Below are 23148 nucleotides of genomic sequence, written 5' to 3' on the forward strand. Positions count from 1 at the left end.
CGGGGGTCAGACCCCTGCCGCGGTGACGTGATAAAGTGTTGTTTTCATGGGAAAAGCGAAGGACTTTCATCCTTCGCTTTTACTATTTTTTATAGAAGGTCATTTACCTTGTATACTTTTCCGTTTTCAAGCTGACTGCCAAGAAGCAGCTTTACGAGTGCTCCTGCCACGGTTTCAGGGCTGCGAAGACTGCCGCTTTCTTTATAATTCTTGAAGGTTTTCAGGTCGGCGAATGCTTCCTCCGAGGATGAACGGATCGTTGCCTGCATATCTGTGTCCATGATTCCGGGGCTGAAGGCGATGATTTTACTGTTGCTTTCTGCCTTTTCGAGTTCGAGTCCTGCTGTCATCGTAAACATATTGATCGCAGCTTTCGTGCTGCAATAGATGCTCCATCCATGGATCGGCCGCTCGGCAGCACCAGAGGTTACATTGGCAATGACGATTTCAACCGCAGTTTTCTTAGCCTTTTGTAATATTAGATTGCAAATCAGGATCGGTGCCGTTAAATTGACTTGAACATTGTTCATGACCAGTGAGGAATCGAGTTCTCCAGCTACCTCAATCGGCTCAATCACGCCGGCGTTGTTGATCACAAAAATCTTTTCAGCATCCTTTAAGATGGTCTCAGTAATCTCCGAAAAAACATTCTGGACTTGCTCTTCAGAACCAAGATTGCATGAGTAATGACTATATCCTGTTCCAGCCTCAGCAGCAACCTGCTTTAATTCAGTGTTCTCATGTCTGGCAATTGAAATGACACTAATACCTTCAGCCAATAATTGCTGGGCCGCAGCTGCGCCTAGTCCTCTCGAAGCTCCGGTTATGACAGCATATTTCATCTTAACACCCCTCAATATTTATACTGGTATTACACCGGTGCTGACAGCATCGATATTCTTCAATAGCCAGTTTTTATTTTCTTCATTAACAATCCTCGCAGCTGTCTGAAGCGCCAATTCGAGATTTCGTTCCTGTTCAGCCAGATTGCTTTTTACTGCGTTCGCCCGTGCGAGTGCTTCATAAGCAAATCCAAGATCAAAGTCACCTAAATCGTGCTCAAGGCAGAGCTTCAATGATTTATTTGCATGATGCAGTGCGGGTTCCGCTCTACCTAGAATCGCATAAACTCTCGAAATCTGCCATTCTCCACGCGCAAAATTCAGTGGTGACCCAACAATTCCCCAATGGTATCGAGAAGCGTTCGCTGCATAAACCATCGAATCATTCTCAGCTTCTGTCCGATCCTGTTTTTCAATCAAATCCCAAGTAAGGTTAAATAAGTCGATCGCCATTTTTTTATGTGTTGTAAAATCCATATCCAGTTCCATCGTTGATGACTCCTTTAAATTGTTTTATAAAGTAACAATTTGACAAAACAATGGAATCTCCTTTTTAAAAAGATGGCTTTGTTAAATTAGACTGTTGATTTTCGCTCCAGGCACTCGCTTTCCAGGGGCATTCAGGTGAGCCTCTTGCTAAAAATAAAAATGGACCTTTAAAACAGACAAAAAAATAAAAACAGCATGGTTCCCGAAACCATGCTGCAAAAACCATCTATTTGAGAAGGCTTTTCCATTCATTTATAAACGGTGCTGCAGAAGAATTCGGGGATGAAAGCACTTCTTCTGTCGGACCGCTTTGTTTAAGTTCTCCAGCCATCAAGATCGCAAGTGTATCAGCTAAGTATTTTAGCTCCATAAGATCATGACTGACAAAGACAGTTGTCGTTTTAGTCTGCTGGATGATGGCTTTAATATCTTTCAATAATTGCACCTTCGTAGGAAAATCAAGGGCAGAGAAGGGTTCGTCCAGGAATAGGACCTCAGGCTCCAGCACCATTGCTCTGGCAAGGTTGACGCGCTGTGCCTCTCCGCCTGATAAATGATAAGCATGTTTTTTTGCAAGGTGGCTGATCTGGAATTTTTCAAGCCAGTACGAAACCTTATTTTTGATTTCCAGGCGGGGAAGCTTCCGCAGCTTCAGCCCTGCCGCAACATTGTGAAAGACTGTTGTATCAAGCAGGAGCGGCTGCTGCATCGCGACTGCGAACTTCCTCCTCATCTCAATTGTCAGGTCATTCGTAATATCTTTTTCTTTAAAAAAAATCTCACCATGTGCAGGCTGCTCCAAAAGGGAAAGGGCTTTGATAAATGTACTTTTTCCGGCACCATTAGGGCCCATGATTCCCAGGACTTCACCCTCTAGAATCTCAAAATGGGGGATGGAAAGGAGCACTTTCTTTCCGGCTCTTGCCTCTAGATTTTTAACAGTGATAAGAGGGATCATAGGCTTCGCTTCCTTTGCTGAAGATAGGTTAAGCAAAATGTAATGATGAATGCCAATGTCATCAGGATGAATGATAAGGCGAGTGCGATATCAAAATTTCCCTTTGAAACCTCCATAACAATAGAGGTAGTTAAAATCCTTGTTTCACCGCTGATGTTGCCGCCGACCATCATGGCGGCACCGACCTCGGCAATTACCCTGCCGAAACCAGCGATGATCGCCGCAAGAATCGCGAGCTTAACTTCCTTCATTAAAATCCAATAAAGCTGAAGCCTGGTCGCCCCTAATGCTTTTACCTGTAAAATCATCTTTGGATTGATCTGTTGAAAAGCCGTACTTGTCAGCGCGGTGACAATCGGCAGAGAAACTAATATTTGAGCCATGATGATGGCAGTAGGAGTGTAAAGCCAGGCAAAATCTCCAAGCGGGCCTGACCGCCACAGGAAAAGCGTAATCCATAGTCCGGCAACGACAGGAGGGAGGCCCATGCCTATATTGATCAAGGCAAGGACAAACCTCCTGCCAGGAAACCTGGCAAGTCCAAGCAACATGCCAGCTGGCAGGCCGATCAGTGTGCTAATCAGGACTGCCGTTATCGAAACCCTGAGAGTCAGCAGCGTGATTTCAAGGATTTCAAGGTCACCGGACAGGAGCATCTCTATCGCTTTTTTTAATCCTTCTAATAATAGTTCCATCTGCAATCCGCTTTCTATCTAGTTATTAATCTTCAAAAAGGAAGAAGAGTGGTTCGCCGTACTTCTCCACGCCGAATTCCTTAATTAGATTTTTAGTGTCATCATTGATCATGAACTCTACAAATGCTTTTGCACCTTCTGTATTTACTTTATCATGTTTTTCGTTGTTAACCTGCATGACGTGATAAATATTAAGAAGGCTTTCGTCTCCTTCTACCAAAATCGCTGTATCAGGCATGTTTTTTTGCTGAGCAAGGAAGGTGGCACGGTCTGTCAAAGTGTATCCTTTTTTCTCTGATGCGATCTGCAGTGTGGCGCCCATGCCTTGTCCAGCTTCAATATAGGCAGCTTCTAGGCTTTTAGGATCCAGTGATGATTTCTTCCATAGCTCAAGCTCTTTTTTATGTGTTCCGGAATCATCGGCGCGAGAAACGAATGTTGCTTTTGATTCAATCATTTTCTTTAAAGCTTCCGGAACTGTCAGGCCTTTCACTTTAGCTGGATCCTCAGCAGGACCAACGAGGATAAAATCGTTATACATGACTTTCTGGCGGTTGATCGCGTCGCCGCTGTCAACGATTTTTTGTTCTGCTTCTGGAGCGTGGACAAGCAGGACATCTGCTTCACCGCGGGTTCCCATTTCCAGAGCCTGTCCTGTTCCTACAGCAATGGTTTTAACATTGTAATTGTTGTTCTTTTCGAATTCAGGAATCAAGACATCAAGCAGTCCGCTGTCTTGCGTACTTGTTGTTGTTGCAAGAATCAAGTCTGCAGCTTTTTCTGATTTCTCAGGTGCAGCAGCTGACTTTTGTTCTGTTTCTTTTGCAGAAGAACAGCCAGTAATAAAAGCGAACATAAGTACAAGTAAAAGTGAGATAAGATGTTTGAACTTCATTTTCATGCCTCCGTCAATTGGTTTCCATAAATGATTTTTCCGAGATCTTCAGCACCATAGCCATCAAGCTCAAAAATGCTCTCTTTGAAATTAGTAAAATGGATAAGGTCAATCAAGTGCTGCAAAGCTTTTTTGTTATCCGGCGTCCAGCGGAAAACAAGGTCAAACTGTTCCTTAGTCAATGGAATGAAATCCAATCCGAGCTGGCTTGCCGCACACTTGATGCCAAAGGCAGCATCTGCAGTTCCCCTGCTAATATGGGCAGCTGCTCCGAGATGGTTCCATTCCTCATCATCATAACCCTTTACATCAGAGGGCTGCAGGTTCTCTTCTGCTAAAAAAGAGTCGAGCAGGAAGCGAGTGCCAGCACCTTTTTGCCGGTTGACAATGGTTACGTCTTTCCGGGTGAGATCTTTAATCCCGCTGATTTTCTTCGGATTTCCCTTTGCTACAATCAAGCCCTGTTCCCTTGAAGCTAATCTCATGACTGTAATCGGCTCATGGACAAACAATTGCCGAATAAAGGGAAGGTTGTACTGCTGTGATACAGGGTCGAGCAAGTGGATCGCCGCGATGTCAGCGCTGCCCCTGTATAGCATCATCAATCCTTCAAGGCTGCCTATGTATGAGGGTGTAATCGACAGGCCTGTTCCTTCGGAAGCTGTATATTTAACAAGGTGCTCGACCAGGAAATCATGGCTTCCAGCAAGCTGAATTGTCTGCTGGACAGTATTTTGTGGATCTGTCTGCCGCTTATTTGGAGCTGTCATGCTTTCTTTAAATCTGGTAAACTCGCTTTCTTCGATTCGCATTTTATTGCCGACTTTAAAAGCAACAAGATCGCCCCGCTTAATCATTTCGTAAACGGTATATTTAGAGATTTTTAACATGGAAGCGATTTCATCAGGAGTGTATATTTGCAAAAGTTTCCCTCCTTTCCTTCATAATCTAAATATAATAGAATATTTAGTAGATAGATGTGACAATTGTTTGGTTTTGTTAAGTTTTGTTTAGTTTTATCATCAGTTTATCATAACCTGTTCACAATTTAGGTAGAATATTGAAAATTTTTGGTGAAATCCACGTTTTTTCCAAATTCAACCTTCACAAAATACTCTGGGCAGTATAATGTATTTCTGCTTCATACCATGGTAAACTAAGCAATAGACAGATTTAATGAAGAAAGGACACTGGAGAATGCAAATTTCAGATAAGGCTCGCGACATTCTTAAAGAGATCCTCGCAGAGCGTAAAGCAAATGGTATTCGCGTCTACTTCGGCGGCTATGGCTGAGGAGGCCCGCAGATAGGTCTGGCTCTGGAAGAGCCGGAAGAAGATGATCATGTAGCAGTTATTAATGAGATACAAGTTGCGATTGAATCCCATATCGTCGACTATACAGAAGGTTTATCGCTGGAATACGATGAGTACCGAGAAGGATTAGTCCTGATGGGGAACGAAGGCGGCTGCTAAAGACTTCAAGAAAAAATGCACACCCATTGCGGTGTGCATTTTTATATTTCATCTTTTATTTGTTGGCGGTTGATTTTCATCTGGAAAAAATTGAATAGAATTTCCAGTTCGCCAAATTAATTCGTTTTCCGCTAATAGGTCAAGCAATTTCGCCAATAAAATAATCTCAATTAATATTATTCCTTATATCACTAACCAAAATGAATTGATCTTCAACGAAAGCTGCATCACCCTCACTAAAACTGCCCAGTGAATTGAAAATACAGCACGACAATCCCCATCAGCCAAACGTAAACAGCAAAAGGCTTCAATGAATGGCTCTTCAGATAGCCAATCATCCATTTCACCGCTATATATCCAAAAATAGCGGAGGAGAGAATTCCGATGAGCAAAGCCTGGAGGGAGATGGTCTCGCTGCCACCGCTGAATAGATCCTTTGACTGGAGGACAATGGCTCCTACTATAGCTGGTGTAGACAGCAGGAAAGAGAAATAAGCAGCGGTTTCACGGTCTAGTTTCCTCCATAACGCAGCCACAATCGTAAAGCCTGAACGGGAAATCGCTGGAAAAATTGCGGCAGCCTGGAAGGTCCCAATAATCAGAGCATCCGTATAGCTGATGTCTGCCATTTTCTTGCGGCCATTTTTAATCGAATCGGCGAACCATAAGAACGCACCCGTAATGAGGAATTCCCATCCTATCGTTACGCCTGTTTTCGATATCTCATCAAAGTAATCTTCAAACAATAACCCTACCACGACTGCTGGCAGCGTCCCGACGACAAGAAGGAAGGTCATTTTCCCAAAAGGATTTTTCAGGATCTTGATGAATTCACTTTTGTAAAAAACAAAAACAGCCAGCAGCGTTCCTACATGGAGCATCGTATCGAGAAGGAGACCGGCTTCTTCCAGTCCAAAAAGGTTCCTTCCAAGATAAAGATGCCCAGTGCTGCTAATCGGCAAAAACTCGGTCAGCCCCTGAATCAGCCCTAATATAAACGCTTCAAGTTTTGATAGCATAAAGAAATCCTCACTTTTCAAAAATTTAATTGAATACATTGCATCTCGAATATTTACTAAAAATCGTTAAAACCTATATCTGATAAAACATCAACAAAGCTCCCAAAAAAGAAACAACCTTGTCCACTACAAGGCTATGAGTCATACTGCCTGGCTATGCCCTCAAATTTTGATGCGGTGAAAAAAATCGATATTTACTGTAATTTCTAATACAATAGTAGAAAACGATATGATAAGCAGGTGGGGGAATTGAACAATCATACGCATTTGTTTTTCAATACATCGATCGGCGTGCAGAAGCCGGAGAATATTCGCAATAAAAACCAAAGCTGCCCATTTTGTGCCAGAGATGAACTGACAGGGATCATCGATGAGGAAGGGCCGATCCTGTTGCTGAAAAATAAGTTTCCTGTCCTGGAGAATGCTTTCCAGACGGTATTGGTCGAAACCGATGTTTGTGATGAAGAGTTTTCGCAGTATTCAGCAGATCATTTAAACAGGCTTTTGGACTTTGCGATTCGACATTGGATGAGGATGGAAGCATCAGGGGATTTTCGTTCGGTCATTCTTTTTAAAAACCATGGACCTCTTTCAGGAGGTACGATTGCGCATTCTCATATGCAAATAGTCGGTCTCTATGACCTGGATTACCATGATAAAATTGGCGAAGCAGATTTCAGAGGTCCTGTGATCCATGAAGACGAGGGAGTGCAGCTGAATCTTTCTGACCAGCCAAAAGTTGGTTTTTATGAATTTAACATCATTATGGATCAAGGAAGACCTTCCGCCACATTCTCATCCTATATTCAGACTGTGGTCCATTACATCATGAATTCCTACCCATATAAATGCAGCAGTTACAATCTGTTCTTTTACAGCTTGAATGGAAAATTGATCTGCAAGGTTGTCCCAAGATTTGTAACAACGCCGCTTTTCATTGGCTACCAGCTGCCACAGGTTCCAAATAATTTGGAATGGATGAGAAATGATATCCAAAGCCGGTATTTCAATGGGACGATGGAAAAGGAAGCATAATCAAATTTTCTGTGAAAATAGACCGATACAGATTATTGCATTCCGGCAGGACAACTGGTCATCAAGAACGCGCAAAAACAGGAACTGTATTGTCTGCAAAGGAATTTCAGCTTTCTCATGTCATGTGTAATAATAACCAATTAATGCGAAGAAGTTGTGATTTATTGTCGAAAAAAATATAATGAAGTATTGTACAGTCCTTCATTAAAGGGGAATAACCATGACTTCTAACCAAAAAAATAATTCCCGGCTCGATTACGGGCTGGTCACGATATTAATTTTATTATTTCTGTCGAGTTGTATTGCCATATACAGTGCCCAGACGACAGGGCAGTATGGCTCTGAAAATTTCCTGTTAAAACAAATCGTCTGGTATGTGATTGGTGCTGGTATTATCACTGCTGTCATCACGCTTGATTCCGACCAGCTCCAGAAGCTTAGCTGGTATGCATATGGCTTTGGACTTGTTTTGCTATCAGGCTTGATTGTTGCTCCGGCAAGCATCGCACCGGTAATCAATGGAGCGAAAAGCTGGTATAAGGTCCCGGGTATGGGAACACTCCAGCCGTCGGAATTAGTGAAAGTGTTCATTGTCCTGGCGCTCGCCAGGGTCATTGTCGACCACCATCAAAAATATCGCCTTAAAACGATACAAACAGATTTTTTCTTGTTGCTTAAAATTGGTTTTGTGACGATGATACCGCTCATGCTCGTCATGCAGCAGCCCGATTTAGGGACTTCACTCGTATACATTGCCATCATGCTTGGCATGATTTTTATCTCAGGCATTACATGGAAGCTGCTTGTCCCGATTTTTGGTACAGGCATGACGCTTATATCCATCATTTTTTACTTTGTCATCTGGAAGCCGCAGATTCTAGAAAAGTATCTGGGAGTAAAGGAATATCAGTTTGGCCGGATCTATTCTTGGATTGATCCTTATAATTATCAGAGCTCAACAGGATTCCAGCTGACAAGATCACTTTTGGCCATCGGTTCTGGTGAAACAGTAGGCAAGGGGTATGGGACAAGGGAAGTTTACCTGCCGGAAAGCCATACTGACTTTATTTTCAGTATCATTGGAGAAGAGTTTGGCTTTGTAGGTGCAAGCATTTTAGTCAGCCTTTTCTTCTTGCTGATCTACCAGATCACAAAGATTGGCATGGAAACGAAAAATGACTTTTACACCTACATTTGTGTAGGCGTAATCAGCATGATTACGTTCCACGTATTCCAGAACATTGGCATGACCATCGGCCTGCTTCCGATTACGGGTATCCCGCTGCCTTTCATCAGCTACGGGGGCAGCTCGTTAATGGGAAATATGCTGGCAGTAAGTCTGATTTTTTCGATCCGCTATCACTATAAAAAATATATGTTCTCAACAAACACTTAAATTTTTCAGCCGACCTAAAAAAAGAGGGTGCCAAAAAGTTTATACCTTTTGGGCACCCTCTTTCTTACAAGATAAGAAAGTATAAAATTCACTTCGAGAAATGTCTAGCTCCAGCGCCTAGCCCCTCGAGTCGGTTCGGTTCGCTCAGGTGAAGTCAAAGAACGATCACCGGTCGGCCCTCCGACGGACAGGACGACCTAGTACCGACATTGCCGCAGGACGCGGCGTTTTTAGTCGGCCAGCGCTTGTCAGGGCTGACCAAGGCGCTTGCGCTTTTCTTATTACTCAACTACACCTACCTCTGTAATTTTCACGTGGGTTTTTACATGTACTGTGATATTTTTATAGTCATCTTGCCATTTTTTAAAATCAAAGCCCCTTGTTTTGCTTTTAAGAAAATGTCCTAAACTTAGAGGATCGACTTCATGCTCCTGAAAGTCAGCAATCATGGCAGAACATTGTTCATTTACTTCTTCTTCAAGTTCTTTCTGGATTTTTTTGATAATAGGCGGCGTCAACATTTTTCCAGTATATTCACGAATAATTCCTTCGATGTTAATTTCAATTGTAACTGTATAGGGGTTTCTCTTATCAAGGATAAATTTATGTTTGGAACCGAGGTCTTTAATGGCTGCCAAATCTTTATCGACCTTTACTTGGAAGGTTCCCATGCTGAATTTATCTGTCAGCAACTTGAAAAAGAACATTTTGTCAGCGGGAATCGTATGAACCATGTGCCCGTTTTTAAATATCGCCACCCCGACAATATCAATGATATCAGTCTCCACTTTCTTCAGAATAGGCAAGTAGGGATCACTCCCTTTTTGATAATGATTGAAAAAAAACAAGTGGAGGTTTGTCTCGGGCAAATTTCGATCCTTTGTATTATGTTTAATTAAATCCGATAGATGGATAGCATTTCCCCTATTGCCATACGTTCCTGACAATATATCCTTGGCCTTTCCATCAGCCACTGCAAGATAAATCCTCGCACCGATGCTTGGATCCCTTTCAAATGAATCCATTAATTCGATGATTCCTTTCTTGGCCATTTCTTCACCAAAGACAGCGATTTCCAGTGATCCCGTTGCCACTGGCTGAGCAGATTTACGTTGGATTTCTTGCATCAAATCCCTGTTGGCTTTGGCCTTAGCTGAAAATGTGAAATTGCCAATGTTCTTATCAGGCTTGAAAACTGGAACCATGACGGTGCCTTCAATCTTATTGTCTTCTGCCAAATCATATCCAATTCCAGTTTCTATATTGACATCATCGATAATTTCTTTTTCTACACATCCTGTCAATAGGAGGGAAAGAGCAAAGAAAGGAATCATTTTTTTAGCTCTCATTTTTGTTTTTCACCTTCTTGGCAATCTTGGTTGCTATGAACAAAAAAGGGATGTAAAGATAAGTGACTGTAAAGCCAATTCTTCCTGTCCAGTCATTCAAAAAGTTTATTTTTGCCCGTGTATCGAAAAAGTTAATGGCTATTAAACAAATAATCGCCAGGATAATTACTCCTTTTCTTTGTTTGAGCTTAAACCCTCTTTTCAGGATGATGCTAGAAGACCAAAGAGCGATGCATACATTTGGAAGAATGATCAAGTTCCAGTTGGCAATGCCTATGTATTCAAATCTTTCTACGAAAGGCATGCTTACGATTTTCCACATCTCCAGGGTAGCCCAAATTGACTTAGCCAGTTGTTCTTCGGAAAAATAGGCGAAAGTAATGATCGCCAATATTGTATAGATCATGGTAGTAAGAAAGACACCGAAATGTGCCCACTTATGTGACTTTTGCGGGTCCTTGATAAAGGGGTAGAAAAAGATTGGTATTTCAAACCCAATATAGGTAAGCGACATGTTAAATGCGCCGGTGGCCATTTCTTTTAGTGAGTGATCAAAAATTGGCAGCAGGTTTCTGAACTCAGCAAATTTAAGGGCAAAGGCAAAAGTCAGCAATAGATAGCTTGGAAGCACAATGCAGAAAAAAGCGACTCCAGTGACAGTCCTGAAGCCCCCAAAGACGATGTAAACAGAGAGGAGCAAAAAACAAAAACTATACCAAAAGATGCTCAGTTCTGGAAACATCCATACTTGGATGACTTCAATATAGGTCCTGAGAACGGCCAAGGCAAAAACCAGCAAATAGACAACGAAAAGCACACTGACGATATTGCCTATTTTTTTACCAAAGACATATGCATTAGCTGCTACAATGTCACCATCAACCGTTCCACATATTTTATAAATCATCCAAATGATGACATGAATACTAAGTCCGGCTCCTAGAACCGAAATCCAGGCATCATAGCCAGCAGCCTTGGCAATGATACGCTGGTAGCCTAATACTCCAATTCCAATTTGCATGGACATAATCAAATAGAGAACAAGAAAAGGCGATACTTGCAATCTTTCAGGGACTGGCTGCTGCGTCGTCATACTTCAAATACCTCCAATGCTCATTCATCGATGTCTTTCTTTTCTTTGGCTTTTTTCTCACTGAAACGTACAGGGTTTTCTGTTCTTAGATATTGTGGACGCTTTGACTGTTTTTTAAAAGGCAGTCGAATGATCGCATCCTTGAAATCTGTAATCCGAGGGGGATATAAAGGTTCAAGGAACGGCCGGCCTAGTGAAGTAAGCCGAATTAAGTGTGTCAATAAAAACGAAAATGAAACGACAATTCCCAACAAGCCCCATAGTTCCGCAAAGAACAGAAAAGGAAAACGCAAGAGCCTGATCGTATTGCCCATACGGTATACAGGCGTTGTAAAGGATGCGAGCGCAGCCAATGCAACGATGATCAGCAGTACATTACTTGTCAAGCCTGCTTCTACAGATGCTGTTCCAATAACGATACCGCCTACGATACCAATCGTCTGGCCGACCTTGGTAGGAAGTCGGGCTCCTGCCTCACGCAAAAGCTCAATCGTTAACTCAAGGAACAAAGCTTCCAAAATAGGAGGGAGGGGAATTTCTCTCCTCGATGTGATCAATGTACTGAGCAGATCCTTTGGAATCAGCTCGTAATGATAGGAAAGCGTCGCTACGTAAATAGGTGTTATTAATATCGAGAAGGCAACCGCAAACAAACGGACCAAGCGGAAAAAAGAAGAAAGCAGATAATTTAAAAAATAATCTTCGAACGAACCGAAGAATTCTACAAGTGTTGTCGGACCAATCAACGCATGCGGCGAACCATCAACAAGGATGGCTACTTTACCTTCAGCAAGGATTGCGGCGACACGGTCTGGCCTCTCGGTATCCAGCAATTGTGGAAACGGAGAATTTTCATTATCTGATATCAATTGCACAATATAAGAGCTATCGGTGATTTCATCAAATTCTATCTCTTTGATCCTTTGCCTAACGGTGTCTATATTGTCAGTATTTGTTATGCCATCGATATATAAGACAGCGATACCACTTTGTGATAGAGTCCCAACGGTATATTTTTCAATAATCAGCTCTTTTACCGGTACCCTCTTACGAATAAGGTTGAGATTTTGATCGATCGATTCAACAAAGGATTCCTTTGGTCCAATAACGCTGAACTCAACCTCAGGCTGGGCAACGGCTCTTACAATTTCTTTTTGTGCCGCAATGAAAGCAAATTGCTTTTCTTCATTTTCCAATGTAAGGAGAACATACCCATTAAAAAGCTTCTTCTCAATATCCTCATTTTTATCGGAAACCTGTACATCGGCAATCGGAATCAGCTTTTTAACATCCTCAATATCCCTGAAATCCCCTTCTAGTAAATAGGGAAGGGCATTATTTTGCAAAAGACTTTCATCTATTAAAGTACTCATAAAGGAAAAACAAAACTTTTTTCCACTCTTTTGATTCACGTAAAATGTTTTCTTGAAGTCATGGGACCTTTTGAACAGGACCTCCCATCCATGATCGTTGAGGTAATTGTCTTGTTCTTGCCCATTATCGGCATGGGTATCTTGTTTAATTGCTTCCTTCTCAAGTTCTTTCATGCGATTTTTCCGAAATAACTGTCTCATTGAAAGTCTCCGCCATTCTGGATTTACACTTATTCTTTCCGAAAATGGGATGTTTATGAAAAAAAGAAAAAACCCACAAGAATTTGCGGGTTTCAGCTTGTCGACAAAGATAAAGTTGATAGACTAATTATTGAAACCCTGTTGATTGGAGTGGAAGGCGCGCAGACTCCTGCGGGCTCACCGCCACCCCCGCGGAAAGCGAAGCGCCTGGAACGGAAATCAACAGACCTGTTTTACTTACCAACCAAAGTAAAAAACCGTAGACAAGCTCGCTTTCATCGAGTTTGTCTACGGTCTGAAACCCGCAAAAATTAGGATTTCTCAATTAATATCGTAATATTTATTATTAGAAAAAATGCAGTTACTTCAAGAAATACTTCTCAATATCATCCAGCATCAGGTTGGCTGCTTTAACGCCTCCGGCTGTGTTCCAGATTGCATCATCTACCTTATGGACTTCACCTTTTTTGGCTGCCTCAAGGTTTTTGAATAATGGGTTTTCAATCCACTCTTTTTCAACATCTGTTGCTTTGCCGTCTCCTTCGTCATATGTGAAGTAGAAGAGGATATCTCCGTCCATTGCTGGGATTCGTTCTTGTGTTACACCTTTTTCGGCAAAGTCATCCATGTTCTGGCTTTCAGGACGGGCAAATCCGATTTGTTCAAGGATGACTCCAGAGAATGAATCTTTATGATAAATACGGACATCCCCAGCCATGAAGCGGACCATGGAAACCTCCATATTCACTTTGTCTCCTAACTTAGCTTTCAGGTCTTCAATTCTCTGATCATAGGCTGCAATCACTTCCTTGCCCTTTTCTTCCTTGTTGACTGCTTTAGCATAAAGTTCAAAGTTATTCTTCCAGTTGCCGCGCAGGTCCTCAGCAAAAACAGTAGGTGCGATCGCACTTAATTGTTCGTAAATATCTTCCTGACGCATTTTATTTCCGATAATCAGGTCTGGTTTCAACGCAGCAATTGCTTCGACGTTCACCTGGTTTTCAACTCCAACGACTTTTACATTCTTCATTTCTTCAGCGATATGGTCATACCAAGGTTCGCCAGTCCAGGATTGTACGGCACCAACTGGCGTTACGCCAAGCGCAAGAAGTGCCTCCGTTCCTTCATTTGTAAGAATCACGACTTTTTCTGGCGTTTTCTTTAAAGTGGTGGTGCCCATTGCGTGTTCGACTGTGTAACTTTCTTCTTTTTCATTTGGTTTTTCAGCTGTATCCTTTTCTTTATCCTCAGTACCACCGCAGGCTGCCAGCAGCAGAACGGTGAAGACAGTGATAAGGGACAGCATAAATTTAGACAACTTCATATGTATTTCCTCCTAAATGTTAATGATAATCGTTTTCAATTAGCGCTCTTTTATGATAAAATGATTATGTCATATGTGTCAATACCTAAATGATAATGATTTTCATAATCAATGACGAATTTGTGAAACTCGCTGCCATTATAATGAAATGGCCTTGAATATCATTTAAAGTTAAACATATTAACAGATTAGAAACTTTTTTATATAGAAAGGTAATAGAACAATGCTGCTAAAAACCAATGGTCAAAGATGTACTGGCCTAATCATTGCCATCCTATTTATTCTATTTTTAATATGCGCGAGCATCGTGTATGGATATACCGAAACCTCATGGGGAACAGCCATTAATGCGTTTACTAGCTACAATGGATCAAATGAACACATCATTATTCAGTCGGTTCGCCTTCCGAGAGCCTTAATTGCCGCTGCCGTTGGGGCAAGCCTGGCGATAGCAGGTGTGTTGATGCAAACCCTGACCAAAAACCCGCTTGCGTCACCAGGAATCTTTGGGGTGAATGCGGGAGCAGGCTTTGCTGTGGTTGTTGCCGTAACGATTTTTTCGGTTGGCAGCTTGCAAGCTTTTGCCTGGATTTCATTTCTTGGAGCTGCGGTTGCTGCCATTAGTGTTTATGTCATTGGCTCAGCTGGCCGTGAAGGTCTGACACCGATGAAATTGACACTGGCCGGAGCAGCAATGACAGCCATGTTTTCTTCTTTTACACAAGGGCTGTTAGTTCTTAACGAGGCTGCTCTTGAGCAAGTGCTTTACTGGCTGGCTGGCTCAGTACAGGGCCGAAAGCTGGAGACCCTGTCAGGTGTCATGCCTTATTTAGGGATTGGCTGGGCGGCATCCATTTTGATTTCCTCTAAAATGAATGTTCTATCCATGGGAGATGATGTTGCTAAAGGTCTTGGACTGAATACTGGGCTTGTTAAAATAGCTACAGGTGTCATCATCGTTCTTTTATCCGGCGGTGCCGTTGCTGTGGCTGGTCCAATTGGTTTTATCGGGATTGTCATTCCACATTTGACAAGAGCCGTCGTTGGTATTGATCACCGATGGGTAATTCCTTTTGCAGGGATTTTGGGAGGAATGCTCCTTCTGGCAGCTGACATAGCAGCACGTTATATTTTAATGCCCCAGGAAATTCCCGTGGGAGTCATGACGGCAATGATTGGAACTCCATTTTTCATCTACATTGCGAGAAAGGGGTTCAATGGTAAATGAGTCAATATACAAGTCTGAGACTGTTAAAAGGGAAAATATCTTTCTTGATTGATAAAAAAGCTGCTGCGATCTTCCTGGGATTACTGGCGTTGTCATTTGGAGTTTTTATCCTAAGTACTGGCCTGGGGGATATGGCAATAAGCCCTTTACATGTTATTCAAGTATTCTTTGGCGGGGGAAGTGATATGGAAAGATTAGTAGTTCAATCATTCCGTCTTCCAAGAATAATTGTCGCTTTAATGGTCGGAGTCGGCCTTGCTGTGGCTGGCGGACTGTTGCAGGGGATGATCAGGAATCCTCTCGCTTCACCCGATATTATCGGAATAACTGGCGGAGCATCTGTAGCTGTCGTCGGATTTTTAGCATATTTCAGTGATGAGAACAATGCTTTGACAGTAAGTATAAAATGGATGCCCGTATCGGCGTTTATCGGTGCGACATTTATTGCTTTTCTAGTCTACTTCCTTTCCTGGAAAAATGGTGTATCGCCTGTCCGGCTGGTTTTAATCGGTATAGGTATTTCTGCGGCGATGCAGGCACTGACAACACTTATGATGGTCATGGGGCCAATTTACCGGGCCAGCCAGGCGAATATTTGGATTACAGGTACGGTACACGGTTCTACATGGGGAAATGTTTGGGTGCTCGTTCCGTGGACTTTGATTTTGGTTTCAATAGCCTTTATCCTTTCAAGAAATGTGAATGTCCAGGAGCTTGGCGAGGAAATTGCGACAGGCGTCGGCGGCCATGTTCAGCGTCAGCGCTTTGTCCTATTGCTTGTCAGTACTGGTTTAGTAGCAAGCTCAGTTGCTTTTGCCGGGGGAATCGGTTTTGTTGGATTAATGGCTCCTCATATGGCAAGGAGGCTTGTTGGCTCTGCTTTTGGGGCTCTGTTGCCGGTTTCTGCATTAATTGGCGGAATTCTTGTCATGCTGGCGGATCTGATCGGGAGGACAATGTTCTCCCCTCTGGAAGTTCCTGCAGGCGTTTTTACAGCGAGTATTGGAGCACCTTATTTTATATATTTGCTTTTTAAGACACGAAATTCATAAGCTTAGATGTGGAAAGGGGAATGGATATGGCCCAGGCAATTGCTGCAGAAAAACTGACATTATCATATGGTGACTCTATCATTATAAAAGAATTGGATATTGAGATTCCGAGGGGTGAGATTACCGTCTTCATCGGAGGCAATGGCTGCGGGAAATCGACATTGCTCCGTTCCATTGCAAGGCTCCTTAAACCGCAGGCAGGCTCCATCTTGCTTGAAGGTGAGGCGATTTCTAAGCTTTCAACGAAAGAGATTGCAAGGAAGATGGCGATCCTTCCACAATCGCCTGCTGCTCCGGAAGGCTTGACCGTTTTACAGCTTGTAAAACAAGGCAGGTATCCTTATCAATCATGGCTGAAGCAATGGTCAGAAGAAGATGAAGAAAAAGTAACAAGTGCTCTGATGGCAACAGGGATCGACCATCTGAAGGACCGGACAGTCGACTCCTTGTCAGGCGGACAAAGACAGCGTGCCTGGATTGCCATGACACTGGCACAGGACACTGAAATTATTCTTCTGGACGAACCCACAACTTATTTGGATATGACGCATCAGATTGAAATTCTTGACCTTCTGTATGAATTGAATGAAAAAGAAGGACGGACCATTTTGATGGTTCTGCATGATTTAAATCTTGCATGCAGATATGCCCATAATATTGTGGCGATCAAAGACCAGAAAATCTTTGCACAGGGAAAACCAGAGGTGGTCATCAACTGCGGCCTTGTGAAAAATGTGTTTGGCATGGAGTGTGAGGTAACGGTTGACCCTTTATTCGGCACCCCTTTATGCATCCCTTATGGAAAGGGACGCTGTATCCTGAAGAATCGTCCGGTAAAAGCACATGAAAGCTGAGTTAACTGCTGATGAAATAAAGGAGTTGAGTAAGTTCCGCTTTGCCGCAGAGCTTCCTGATGGAGTCACTCCAATTGCGTTTACCAGCTTGCTTGAAGAATCCAGCATGAACAACCTGCTCAGGAAGCTTGAAGCGGAAATGTCCGCTCCTGACCTGAAGACCACTGCTTCGGTATGGATGAAGAGACATGCCTTTTTGGCAGTCATTTACTTATATGCGATGAGTGTCTTTAATAAACAGCTTAATGCAGCGCCGGATTCTTTGCTTTTAGTAGAAATGAAGAAAGATGGGCTATGGCTGCCGGATTTTTATTTTAAAAGTAAATCAGCGCTTATTTGTTCGGATGAGGGTCGTAATGAATGGAGAAGGGAAGCGGTACGCCACCTGTTTATGGATAATATCTTTCCTGTAATGGAGGCACTCGGAAAAGCTGCTAAAATCTCGAAGTTGATTTTGTGGGAAAACGTGGCAGTCTATATTTATTGGCTGTATGAAAAAGTAGTTGCTGAACATGCGGATGAGGCAATTAAAGCACGGGCAGCAGAGGACTTCGACTATGTCATTCAGCTCGCACCAGGCTCGTTGTTCGGCAATTATCACCAAAACCCGCTGGCAAGGTATCACGCAGAGCCGGACTATCAGGAAGATGCTGACTTCGTCAGAGTCAGAAAAACCTGCTGTTTTACCTACAAGCTAAATGCTAAAGGTTATTGCAAAACTTGCCCGAAAATTTGCGGACCCAAGAAATAAGGAGTGTTGGAAATGAACAAGACGTTTACAGACCAAATCGACGGATTGCTGGAGAAATACACAGAACTGTTGGTAGGAGAAGGATCCGCTGAAAATAAAGAAAAAGTGAAAGCATGGATTCTGTATAGCCACATCGCAAAGTCAATGCCTCCTCTTGCTAAACATTGGAACGCGGAATATCCTGAGGCAAAGGAAAAGATGAAGAATGTCATTGCAGAAGTAAAGGAACTGAATGAAAGCAAACGCCAGAACCAGAAGTAATACGGCTTATTAAGATAATGGAATTAAGAAAGAACCAACCCGTGGCGGGATGGTTCTTTTTGGCGTGGTCTTCAGCCCTTTAAGGCAGAGTTATTGAAGCTGTCCGCCGTGCGGGAACTGGTTCATATAGCCTTGGAACTGCTGATGGGACTGCTGAAGCTTTTGTGGATCGGTTGCCTCGATGGCATACCAGCCCTTTTTGAACATCAGGTTGTATAGGCTGCGCTGTGCATTCGAGGTTTCGTTGTAGATGCCTAATAAATCTTGGTACAGCTGGTCATGACTGGCTTCGTGCAGTGCCTGAGTATATGAAGTTGTCATATACTTTTCAGTTGTTAAAATATCGTTGATAAAATCACGGTCGTTCATTTGTGGTGTCTTTTGAATCTGTGTTTCTGGATTCTGGATTTTTTGCTGATTCTGATTTTGGTTCATCCGCTTTTCCTCCTGATGATTTCTATTACCATTCATTTGACTAAAGTCCAAGAGCAAGTGCTGCTAACAATTATTGCATTCCGGTATATGCCTGGTTTTGCGGGCTGTTAAGATGTGAAAGAATCGTTTGATAGTGTTTTTCATGCATATGGCAGCATTTCTCAATTTCGGCTTTCAATTCTGGATCCTGGCACTGTTGTGCAAAGAAATGTGCCTTTTTCATTGCAAGAAGATTCCATGAAAGCATATCGGTCAAATATAAAGAATCCTTTGTGGATACGACTGTAGGCGGCTGTTGCATAATTCCCTGCTGCTGCCCTTGAAAATTCATATTCTGCTGCTGCATAACTGAACCTCCTGAATAATGTTTTTATCATCGAATATTATCCTTCCCACAGCAAAATAAAGTATGCGGAACATGATTCGGCAAAAAAGAACATTTTATTACAAAAGTAATATTCAAAAATCCAAAAAAATGATAAAATGATTTTGCTAAATATATAGAGGAAGCAACTTTTTTTAAGGGGTAATGTAATCGGTTTCAATAAGGGGAGGAAAAACAATGGAACAATTAATGAGAGACTTTTTTCTTTTTTTATCAAAAAATAAATTTTTCACTGAAATGGCTAAGAAGTATGGTCTTCGTTTCGGTGCATCCCGCTTCGTAGCTGGTGAGCAAATTGACCAGACTGTCCAGGTCATAAAAGGTTTGAATCAAAAGAAATTAGCTGTCACAGTCGATTTCCTAGGCGAATTCGTTGATAACGAAAGGGAAGCCAATGAGAGGGCAGACAATTCTATTCAAGCCATAAAAGCAATCGGCCGTGAAAAATTGAATGCTCAATTAAGTGTGAAAATGACATCTTTAGGATTTGATATTTCTGAACAGGTTGTCATGAATAATATGCGTAGAATCATGGATGCAGCAAAAGAAAATAATGTCTTTGTCACAATTGATATGGAAGATTATGCGCGCTGCCAAAAAACATTGGATATCTTCAAACAGTTGAAGTCTGAATATGACAATATCGGAACGGTCATCCAGGCTTATCTTTACCGTACTGAAAAAGACATTGAAGATCTAAATCAATATTCACCAAATCTGCGTCTCGTAAAGGGAGCATATAAAGAGTCTCCTGAAGTAGCGTTCCCAGAGAAGAAAGATGTGGATGAAAACTTCAAGAAAATCATAAAAATGCATTTGATGAACGGCAACTATACTGCAATTGCCTCTCATGACGATGCAATTATCAATTTTACAAAGGAATTCACAAAGGCCAATAATATCCCTAACAGCCAATTCGAATTCCAGATGCTATATGGAATTATGCCGGAAAGGCAGCTTCAGCTAGCAAACGAGGGGTACACAATGCGGGTTTACGTACCATACGGAACAGACTGGTACGGTTACTTCATGCGCCGTCTTGCTGAACGTCCTGCAAACGTAGCATTTGTCTTAAAGGGAATGTTCAAAAAGTAAACGAGAATTAACGGCAGGCTGACATAGCAATATGTCAGCCTGTTTGTCTTTTCGAAACTATTTTTTATACTGGCTGTTCTGGCTGTTAACCTTGCCTTCGCCGCCCTGCCCCATAGAAGGACCAGCATTTCCCTTTACACTCGCAGCACTGACTCCCGCCTTCGACGGATGCTTCTTCATCCTAGCCATCATCATACCTCCATATATTAAAGCGTCAACGTACCGGGGGTCAGACCCCCAGCAGAGTAAAGCGTTAAAGCACTGGGGGTCAGACCCCCAATAGAGTAATGCGTTAATGCATTGCGGTCAGCAGGTGATCGCTTTTTTAGGTTGTCCAAACTGGAGAAATAAAATTTTGGTTAAAAAATTCAAAAAATTTTCTTTTTTCCGCACCTTATTATTGCGTAAATTTTTTAAATATTTTATAGTAGTTATTAACAGAACTCATTTATATGCATATTTTTTTTGGTGCAAAAATGAATGAGTATTCATTCAAAAAGAGTCAAAGGGGGAGACAAATTTGATGCGACAAATTCAAAAGGCAGCGGTTCTGGGATCAGGTGTCATGGGATCGGGGATTGCAGCTCATCTTGCAAACATCGGCATCCCAACATTGCTGCTGGACATAGTACCTCGGGAATTAACGGAAGAAGAAAAAACGAAGGGCCTGACGCTTGAAGACAAGCAGGTTCGCAACCGAATCAGTGCAGGTGCAGTTCAAAAGTTGTTAAAGCAAAAACCAGCACCTTTGGCCTCCAAAAAGAATCTTGCTTTGATTGAAGCGGGTAATTTTGAAGATGATATGGAAAGACTGAAGGACGTTGACTGGGTAATCGAAGTAGTCGTCGAAAACCTTGATATAAAGAAGAAAGTTTTTACTGATGTAGACAAATACCGCAAGCAGGGGAGCATCATCAGCTCGAATACTTCCGGAATTTCTGTTGAAGCAATGGCTGAAGAGCGTTCAGAGGATTTCAGGAAGCACTTCCTTGGAACTCACTTTTTTAATCCGCCGCGCTACCTGAAGCTGCTTGAAGTAATTCCTACAAAGGATACGGATCCTGAAGTCTTGTCCTTCATGAAAAACTTTGGGGAAGATAAGCTCGGCAAAGGAGTAGTTGAAGCGAAGGATACACCGAACTTCATTGCTAACAGGATTGGAACATACGGATTGCTCGTCACTGTACGTGAAATGCTTAAAGGCGGCTACAGTGTAGGTGAGGTTGATTCTGTAACGGGCCCAATGATCGGACGCCCGAAGAGTGCAACCTTCCGCACACTTGATGTAGTAGGACTGGATACATTTGCACATGTTGCGAAAAACGTATATGACCAGGTAGAAGGAGAAGAGAAAGAAGTCTTTGAAGTACCTGAATTCATGAAGAAAATGCTTGAGAACGGGTGGTTTGGAAGCAAATCCGGCCAGGGATTCTTCCTAAAGCAAGGCAAGGAAATCCTTGAGCTGGATCCGAAAAATCTTGAATACGGACCTCGTAAAAAATTAAAAACTGCTTCAACTGAAATGAGCAAGCAGGAAAAAGGACTTTCCAATAAAATGAAAGCGCTTGTGTACGCAAAGGACCGAGCAGGTGAGTTGCTTTGGAATATCTTCAGCCCAGTTCTGATTTACTCTGCTGATCTGCTTGGAACAATTGCCGATGATATTGTTGCCATTGACCGCGCAATGAAGTGGGGATTCGGATGGGAAATGGGACCATTCGAAGCATGGGATGCATTAGGCATTGAAAAAGCGATCAGCAAAATGGAAGCTGAAGGCAAATCAGTTCCGGCATGGGTTAAAGAGATGGTCGAGAAGGGCTTCACTTCCTTCTATAAAGAAGAAGACGGCAAATTAAGCTATTATCACAATGGCCAATACGTTGCGGTGGAAGAGAATCCAAAGGTCATTAACCTTAAGCTTTTGAAAAAGCAAAAAGGCGTCATTAAAAAGAATGGCGGAGCAAGCGTGATCGATCTTGGCGATGGCATTGCACTCCTTGAATTCCATTCACACAGCAACTCGATTGGTCCGGATATTCTCCAGATAATCAACTTTGCTATCGATGAAGTCGAGAAGAATTTTAAAGGCCTCGTCATCGGAAACCAGGGCAAGAACTTCTCTGTAGGAGCTAACCTGGCGATGATCCTTATGGAAGCGCAGGATGACAACATCTGGGATCTTGATATGGTCGTACGTCAGTTCCAGCAGACGACAATGAAAATCAAATATTGCTCTAAGCCAGTGGTCGCCGCTCCATTTGGAATGACACTTGGCGGAGGAGCAGAGATGTGTTTACCGGCAGCACATATTCAGGCGTCGATGGAAACTTACATGGGACTTGTTGAAGCGGGAGTTGGTTTGATTCCTGGCGGAGGCGGAAACAAAGAGCTTTATATCAAGCATCTTGAAGGCCTGCCAAACGGAGTTGAATTCGACCTACAAAAGGTTGCCAACAAAGTATTCGAAACAATTGCCATGGCGAAGGTATCAACTTCAGGCGATGAAGCACGCGAAAATAACTTCCTGAACGAAGCTGATGGAATCAGCGTAAACAGCGACCATCTTCTATATGATGCAAAACAAGCTGCTTTAAACCTTTTTGAAAGCGGTTATAAGGCTCCAGTCAGAAAGAAAGTGCCTGTAACAGGCGAACCAGGATATGCGACATTGCTGCTTGGTGCACAGACTATGCATCTATCAGGCTATATTTCTGAACACGACTTGAAGATTGCGAAGAAGCTTGCCTATGTCATTGCAGGAGGAAAGGTTCCATACGGAACAGAAGTAGATGAGCAATACTTGCTTGACCTCGAAAGGGAAGCGTTCCTAAGCCTTGTGGCTGAACCGAAATCACAGCAGCGCATGCAGCATATGCTCGTAAAAGGAAAGCCGCTGCGCAATTAATAGATTGATAATCACCTAGCTTAATATCCTTCCAGCAAAT

23 protein-coding genes are annotated in these 23148 nt (G+C 42.6%); 9 read left to right on the forward strand and 14 right to left on the reverse strand.

Features of this window, described 5'->3' with window-relative positions; all coding sequences use genetic code 11:
* Positions 1 to 89: 89 nt before the first annotated feature.
* The 7 genes from V7201_RS00490 to V7201_RS00520 all read right to left on the reverse strand — a co-directional run bounded on the left by V7201_RS00490 (position 90) and on the right by V7201_RS00520 (position 6371).
* Positions 90 to 842 (reverse strand): (S)-benzoin forming benzil reductase, encoded by a 753-nt coding sequence (locus tag V7201_RS00490; RefSeq protein ID WP_335374824.1) that lies wholly within the window; start codon positions 840 to 842, stop codon positions 90 to 92.
* A gap of 18 nt (positions 843 to 860) precedes the next feature.
* Positions 861 to 1331, reverse strand: a complete 471-nt coding sequence (locus V7201_RS00495; RefSeq protein ID WP_335374825.1) for a hypothetical protein — start codon at positions 1329 to 1331, stop codon at positions 861 to 863.
* Positions 1332 to 1557: 226 nt separating this feature from the next.
* Positions 1558 to 2289, reverse strand: coding sequence for an ABC transporter ATP-binding protein (locus V7201_RS00500; RefSeq protein ID WP_335374826.1), 732 nt, complete (start codon positions 2287 to 2289; stop codon positions 1558 to 1560).
* Positions 2286 to 2984, reverse strand: a complete 699-nt coding sequence (locus V7201_RS00505; RefSeq protein WP_335374827.1) for an ABC transporter permease — start codon at positions 2982 to 2984, stop codon at positions 2286 to 2288. Before V7201_RS00505 ends, V7201_RS00500 begins: the two co-directional genes overlap by 4 nt.
* Positions 2985 to 3009: 25 nt before the next feature.
* Positions 3010 to 3879, reverse strand: coding sequence for a substrate-binding domain-containing protein (locus V7201_RS00510; RefSeq protein ID WP_335374828.1), 870 nt, complete (start codon positions 3877 to 3879; stop codon positions 3010 to 3012).
* A 2-nt stretch (positions 3880 to 3881) separates the two neighbouring features.
* Positions 3882 to 4802 (reverse strand): helix-turn-helix transcriptional regulator, encoded by a 921-nt coding sequence (locus V7201_RS00515; protein WP_335374829.1) that lies wholly within the window; start codon positions 4800 to 4802, stop codon positions 3882 to 3884.
* Between the two features lie 786 nt (positions 4803 to 5588).
* The gene (locus V7201_RS00520) at positions 5589 to 6371 is read right to left on the reverse strand and encodes an undecaprenyl-diphosphate phosphatase (RefSeq protein WP_335374830.1); all 783 of its coding nucleotides are present in this window, start codon (positions 6369 to 6371) and stop codon (positions 5589 to 5591) included.
* Positions 6372 to 6620: 249 nt separating this feature from the next.
* Here V7201_RS00520 and V7201_RS00525 point away from each other — a divergent pair, with 249 nt between their 5' ends.
* On the forward strand, positions 6621 to 7406 hold the full coding sequence (locus tag V7201_RS00525; protein ID WP_438824997.1) for a DUF4931 domain-containing protein: 786 nt from the start codon (positions 6621 to 6623) through the stop codon (positions 7404 to 7406).
* A 220-nt stretch (positions 7407 to 7626) separates the two neighbouring features.
* Positions 7627 to 8802: an FtsW/RodA/SpoVE family cell cycle protein gene (locus tag V7201_RS00530; protein WP_335374832.1), complete on the forward strand. Its 1176-nt coding sequence runs from the start codon at positions 7627 to 7629 to the stop codon at positions 8800 to 8802.
* A gap of 281 nt (positions 8803 to 9083) precedes the next feature.
* Here the strand turns inward: V7201_RS00530 and V7201_RS00535 are convergent, their stop codons facing one another.
* From V7201_RS00535 to V7201_RS00550, 4 genes are all read right to left on the reverse strand, one after another.
* Positions 9084 to 10151 (reverse strand): Ger(x)C family spore germination protein, encoded by a 1068-nt coding sequence (locus tag V7201_RS00535; protein WP_335374833.1) that lies wholly within the window; start codon positions 10149 to 10151, stop codon positions 9084 to 9086.
* Positions 10141 to 11244, reverse strand: a complete 1104-nt coding sequence (locus tag V7201_RS00540; protein ID WP_335374834.1) for a GerAB/ArcD/ProY family transporter — start codon at positions 11242 to 11244, stop codon at positions 10141 to 10143. The genes V7201_RS00535 and V7201_RS00540 overlap by 11 nt, the downstream gene beginning before the upstream one ends.
* A gap of 20 nt (positions 11245 to 11264) precedes the next feature.
* Complete coding sequence (locus tag V7201_RS00545) at positions 11265 to 12818, reverse strand: spore germination protein (RefSeq protein WP_335374835.1); 1554 nt, start codon at positions 12816 to 12818, stop codon at positions 11265 to 11267.
* 361 nt (positions 12819 to 13179) lie between these two features.
* Positions 13180 to 14142: an ABC transporter substrate-binding protein gene (locus V7201_RS00550; protein WP_335374836.1), complete on the reverse strand. Its 963-nt coding sequence runs from the start codon at positions 14140 to 14142 to the stop codon at positions 13180 to 13182.
* Positions 14143 to 14365: 223 nt separating this feature from the next.
* Between V7201_RS00550 and V7201_RS00555 the strand changes: the two genes are divergently transcribed.
* The 5 genes from V7201_RS00555 to V7201_RS00575 are packed head-to-tail and all read left to right on the forward strand — an operon-like array spanning position 14366 to position 18288.
* The gene (locus tag V7201_RS00555; protein ID WP_335374837.1) at positions 14366 to 15370 is read left to right on the forward strand and encodes a FecCD family ABC transporter permease; all 1005 of its coding nucleotides are present in this window, start codon (positions 14366 to 14368) and stop codon (positions 15368 to 15370) included.
* Positions 15367 to 16422, forward strand: coding sequence for a FecCD family ABC transporter permease (locus V7201_RS00560; RefSeq protein WP_335374838.1), 1056 nt, complete (start codon positions 15367 to 15369; stop codon positions 16420 to 16422). Before V7201_RS00555 ends, V7201_RS00560 begins: the two co-directional genes overlap by 4 nt.
* 20 nt (positions 16423 to 16442) lie before the next feature.
* The gene (locus tag V7201_RS00565) at positions 16443 to 17276 is read left to right on the forward strand and encodes an ABC transporter ATP-binding protein (protein WP_335374839.1); all 834 of its coding nucleotides are present in this window, start codon (positions 16443 to 16445) and stop codon (positions 17274 to 17276) included.
* Positions 17266 to 18027: a siderophore-iron reductase FhuF gene (gene fhuF / locus V7201_RS00570; protein ID WP_335374840.1), complete on the forward strand. Its 762-nt coding sequence runs from the start codon at positions 17266 to 17268 to the stop codon at positions 18025 to 18027. The genes V7201_RS00565 and fhuF overlap by 11 nt, the downstream gene beginning before the upstream one ends.
* Positions 18028 to 18039: 12 nt before the next feature.
* Positions 18040 to 18288: a YusU family protein gene (locus tag V7201_RS00575; RefSeq protein WP_335374841.1), complete on the forward strand. Its 249-nt coding sequence runs from the start codon at positions 18040 to 18042 to the stop codon at positions 18286 to 18288.
* A gap of 90 nt (positions 18289 to 18378) precedes the next feature.
* On the opposite strand, the gene V7201_RS00580 is transcribed toward V7201_RS00575, so the two are convergent.
* Positions 18379 to 18723: a spore coat protein gene (locus tag V7201_RS00580; RefSeq protein ID WP_335374842.1), complete on the reverse strand. Its 345-nt coding sequence runs from the start codon at positions 18721 to 18723 to the stop codon at positions 18379 to 18381.
* Positions 18724 to 18793: 70 nt separating this feature from the next.
* Positions 18794 to 19069 (reverse strand): hypothetical protein, encoded by a 276-nt coding sequence (locus V7201_RS00585; RefSeq protein ID WP_335374843.1) that lies wholly within the window; start codon positions 19067 to 19069, stop codon positions 18794 to 18796.
* A 216-nt stretch (positions 19070 to 19285) separates the two neighbouring features.
* On the opposite strand from V7201_RS00585, the gene V7201_RS00590 reads away from it, so the two are divergent.
* A complete protein-coding gene (locus tag V7201_RS00590; protein ID WP_335374844.1) occupies positions 19286 to 20203 on the forward strand; it encodes a proline dehydrogenase in 918 nt (305 codons plus the stop codon).
* Between the two features lie 57 nt (positions 20204 to 20260).
* Here the strand turns inward: V7201_RS00590 and V7201_RS00595 are convergent, their stop codons facing one another.
* Entirely contained in the window at positions 20261 to 20392 is a 132-nt protein-coding gene (locus tag V7201_RS00595) for a YuzL family protein (RefSeq protein WP_207502060.1), read from the reverse strand.
* A gap of 334 nt (positions 20393 to 20726) precedes the next feature.
* Here V7201_RS00595 and V7201_RS00600 point away from each other — a divergent pair, with 334 nt between their 5' ends.
* Positions 20727 to 23108, forward strand: coding sequence for a 3-hydroxyacyl-CoA dehydrogenase/enoyl-CoA hydratase family protein (locus V7201_RS00600; RefSeq protein ID WP_335375094.1), 2382 nt, complete (start codon positions 20727 to 20729; stop codon positions 23106 to 23108).
* Positions 23109 to 23148 lie beyond the last annotated feature (40 nt).

The organism is Bacillus sp. JJ1122, from assembly GCF_036964885.1.
In the GTDB taxonomy this organism is placed as follows: domain Bacteria; phylum Bacillota; class Bacilli; order Bacillales; family Cytobacillaceae; genus Mesobacillus.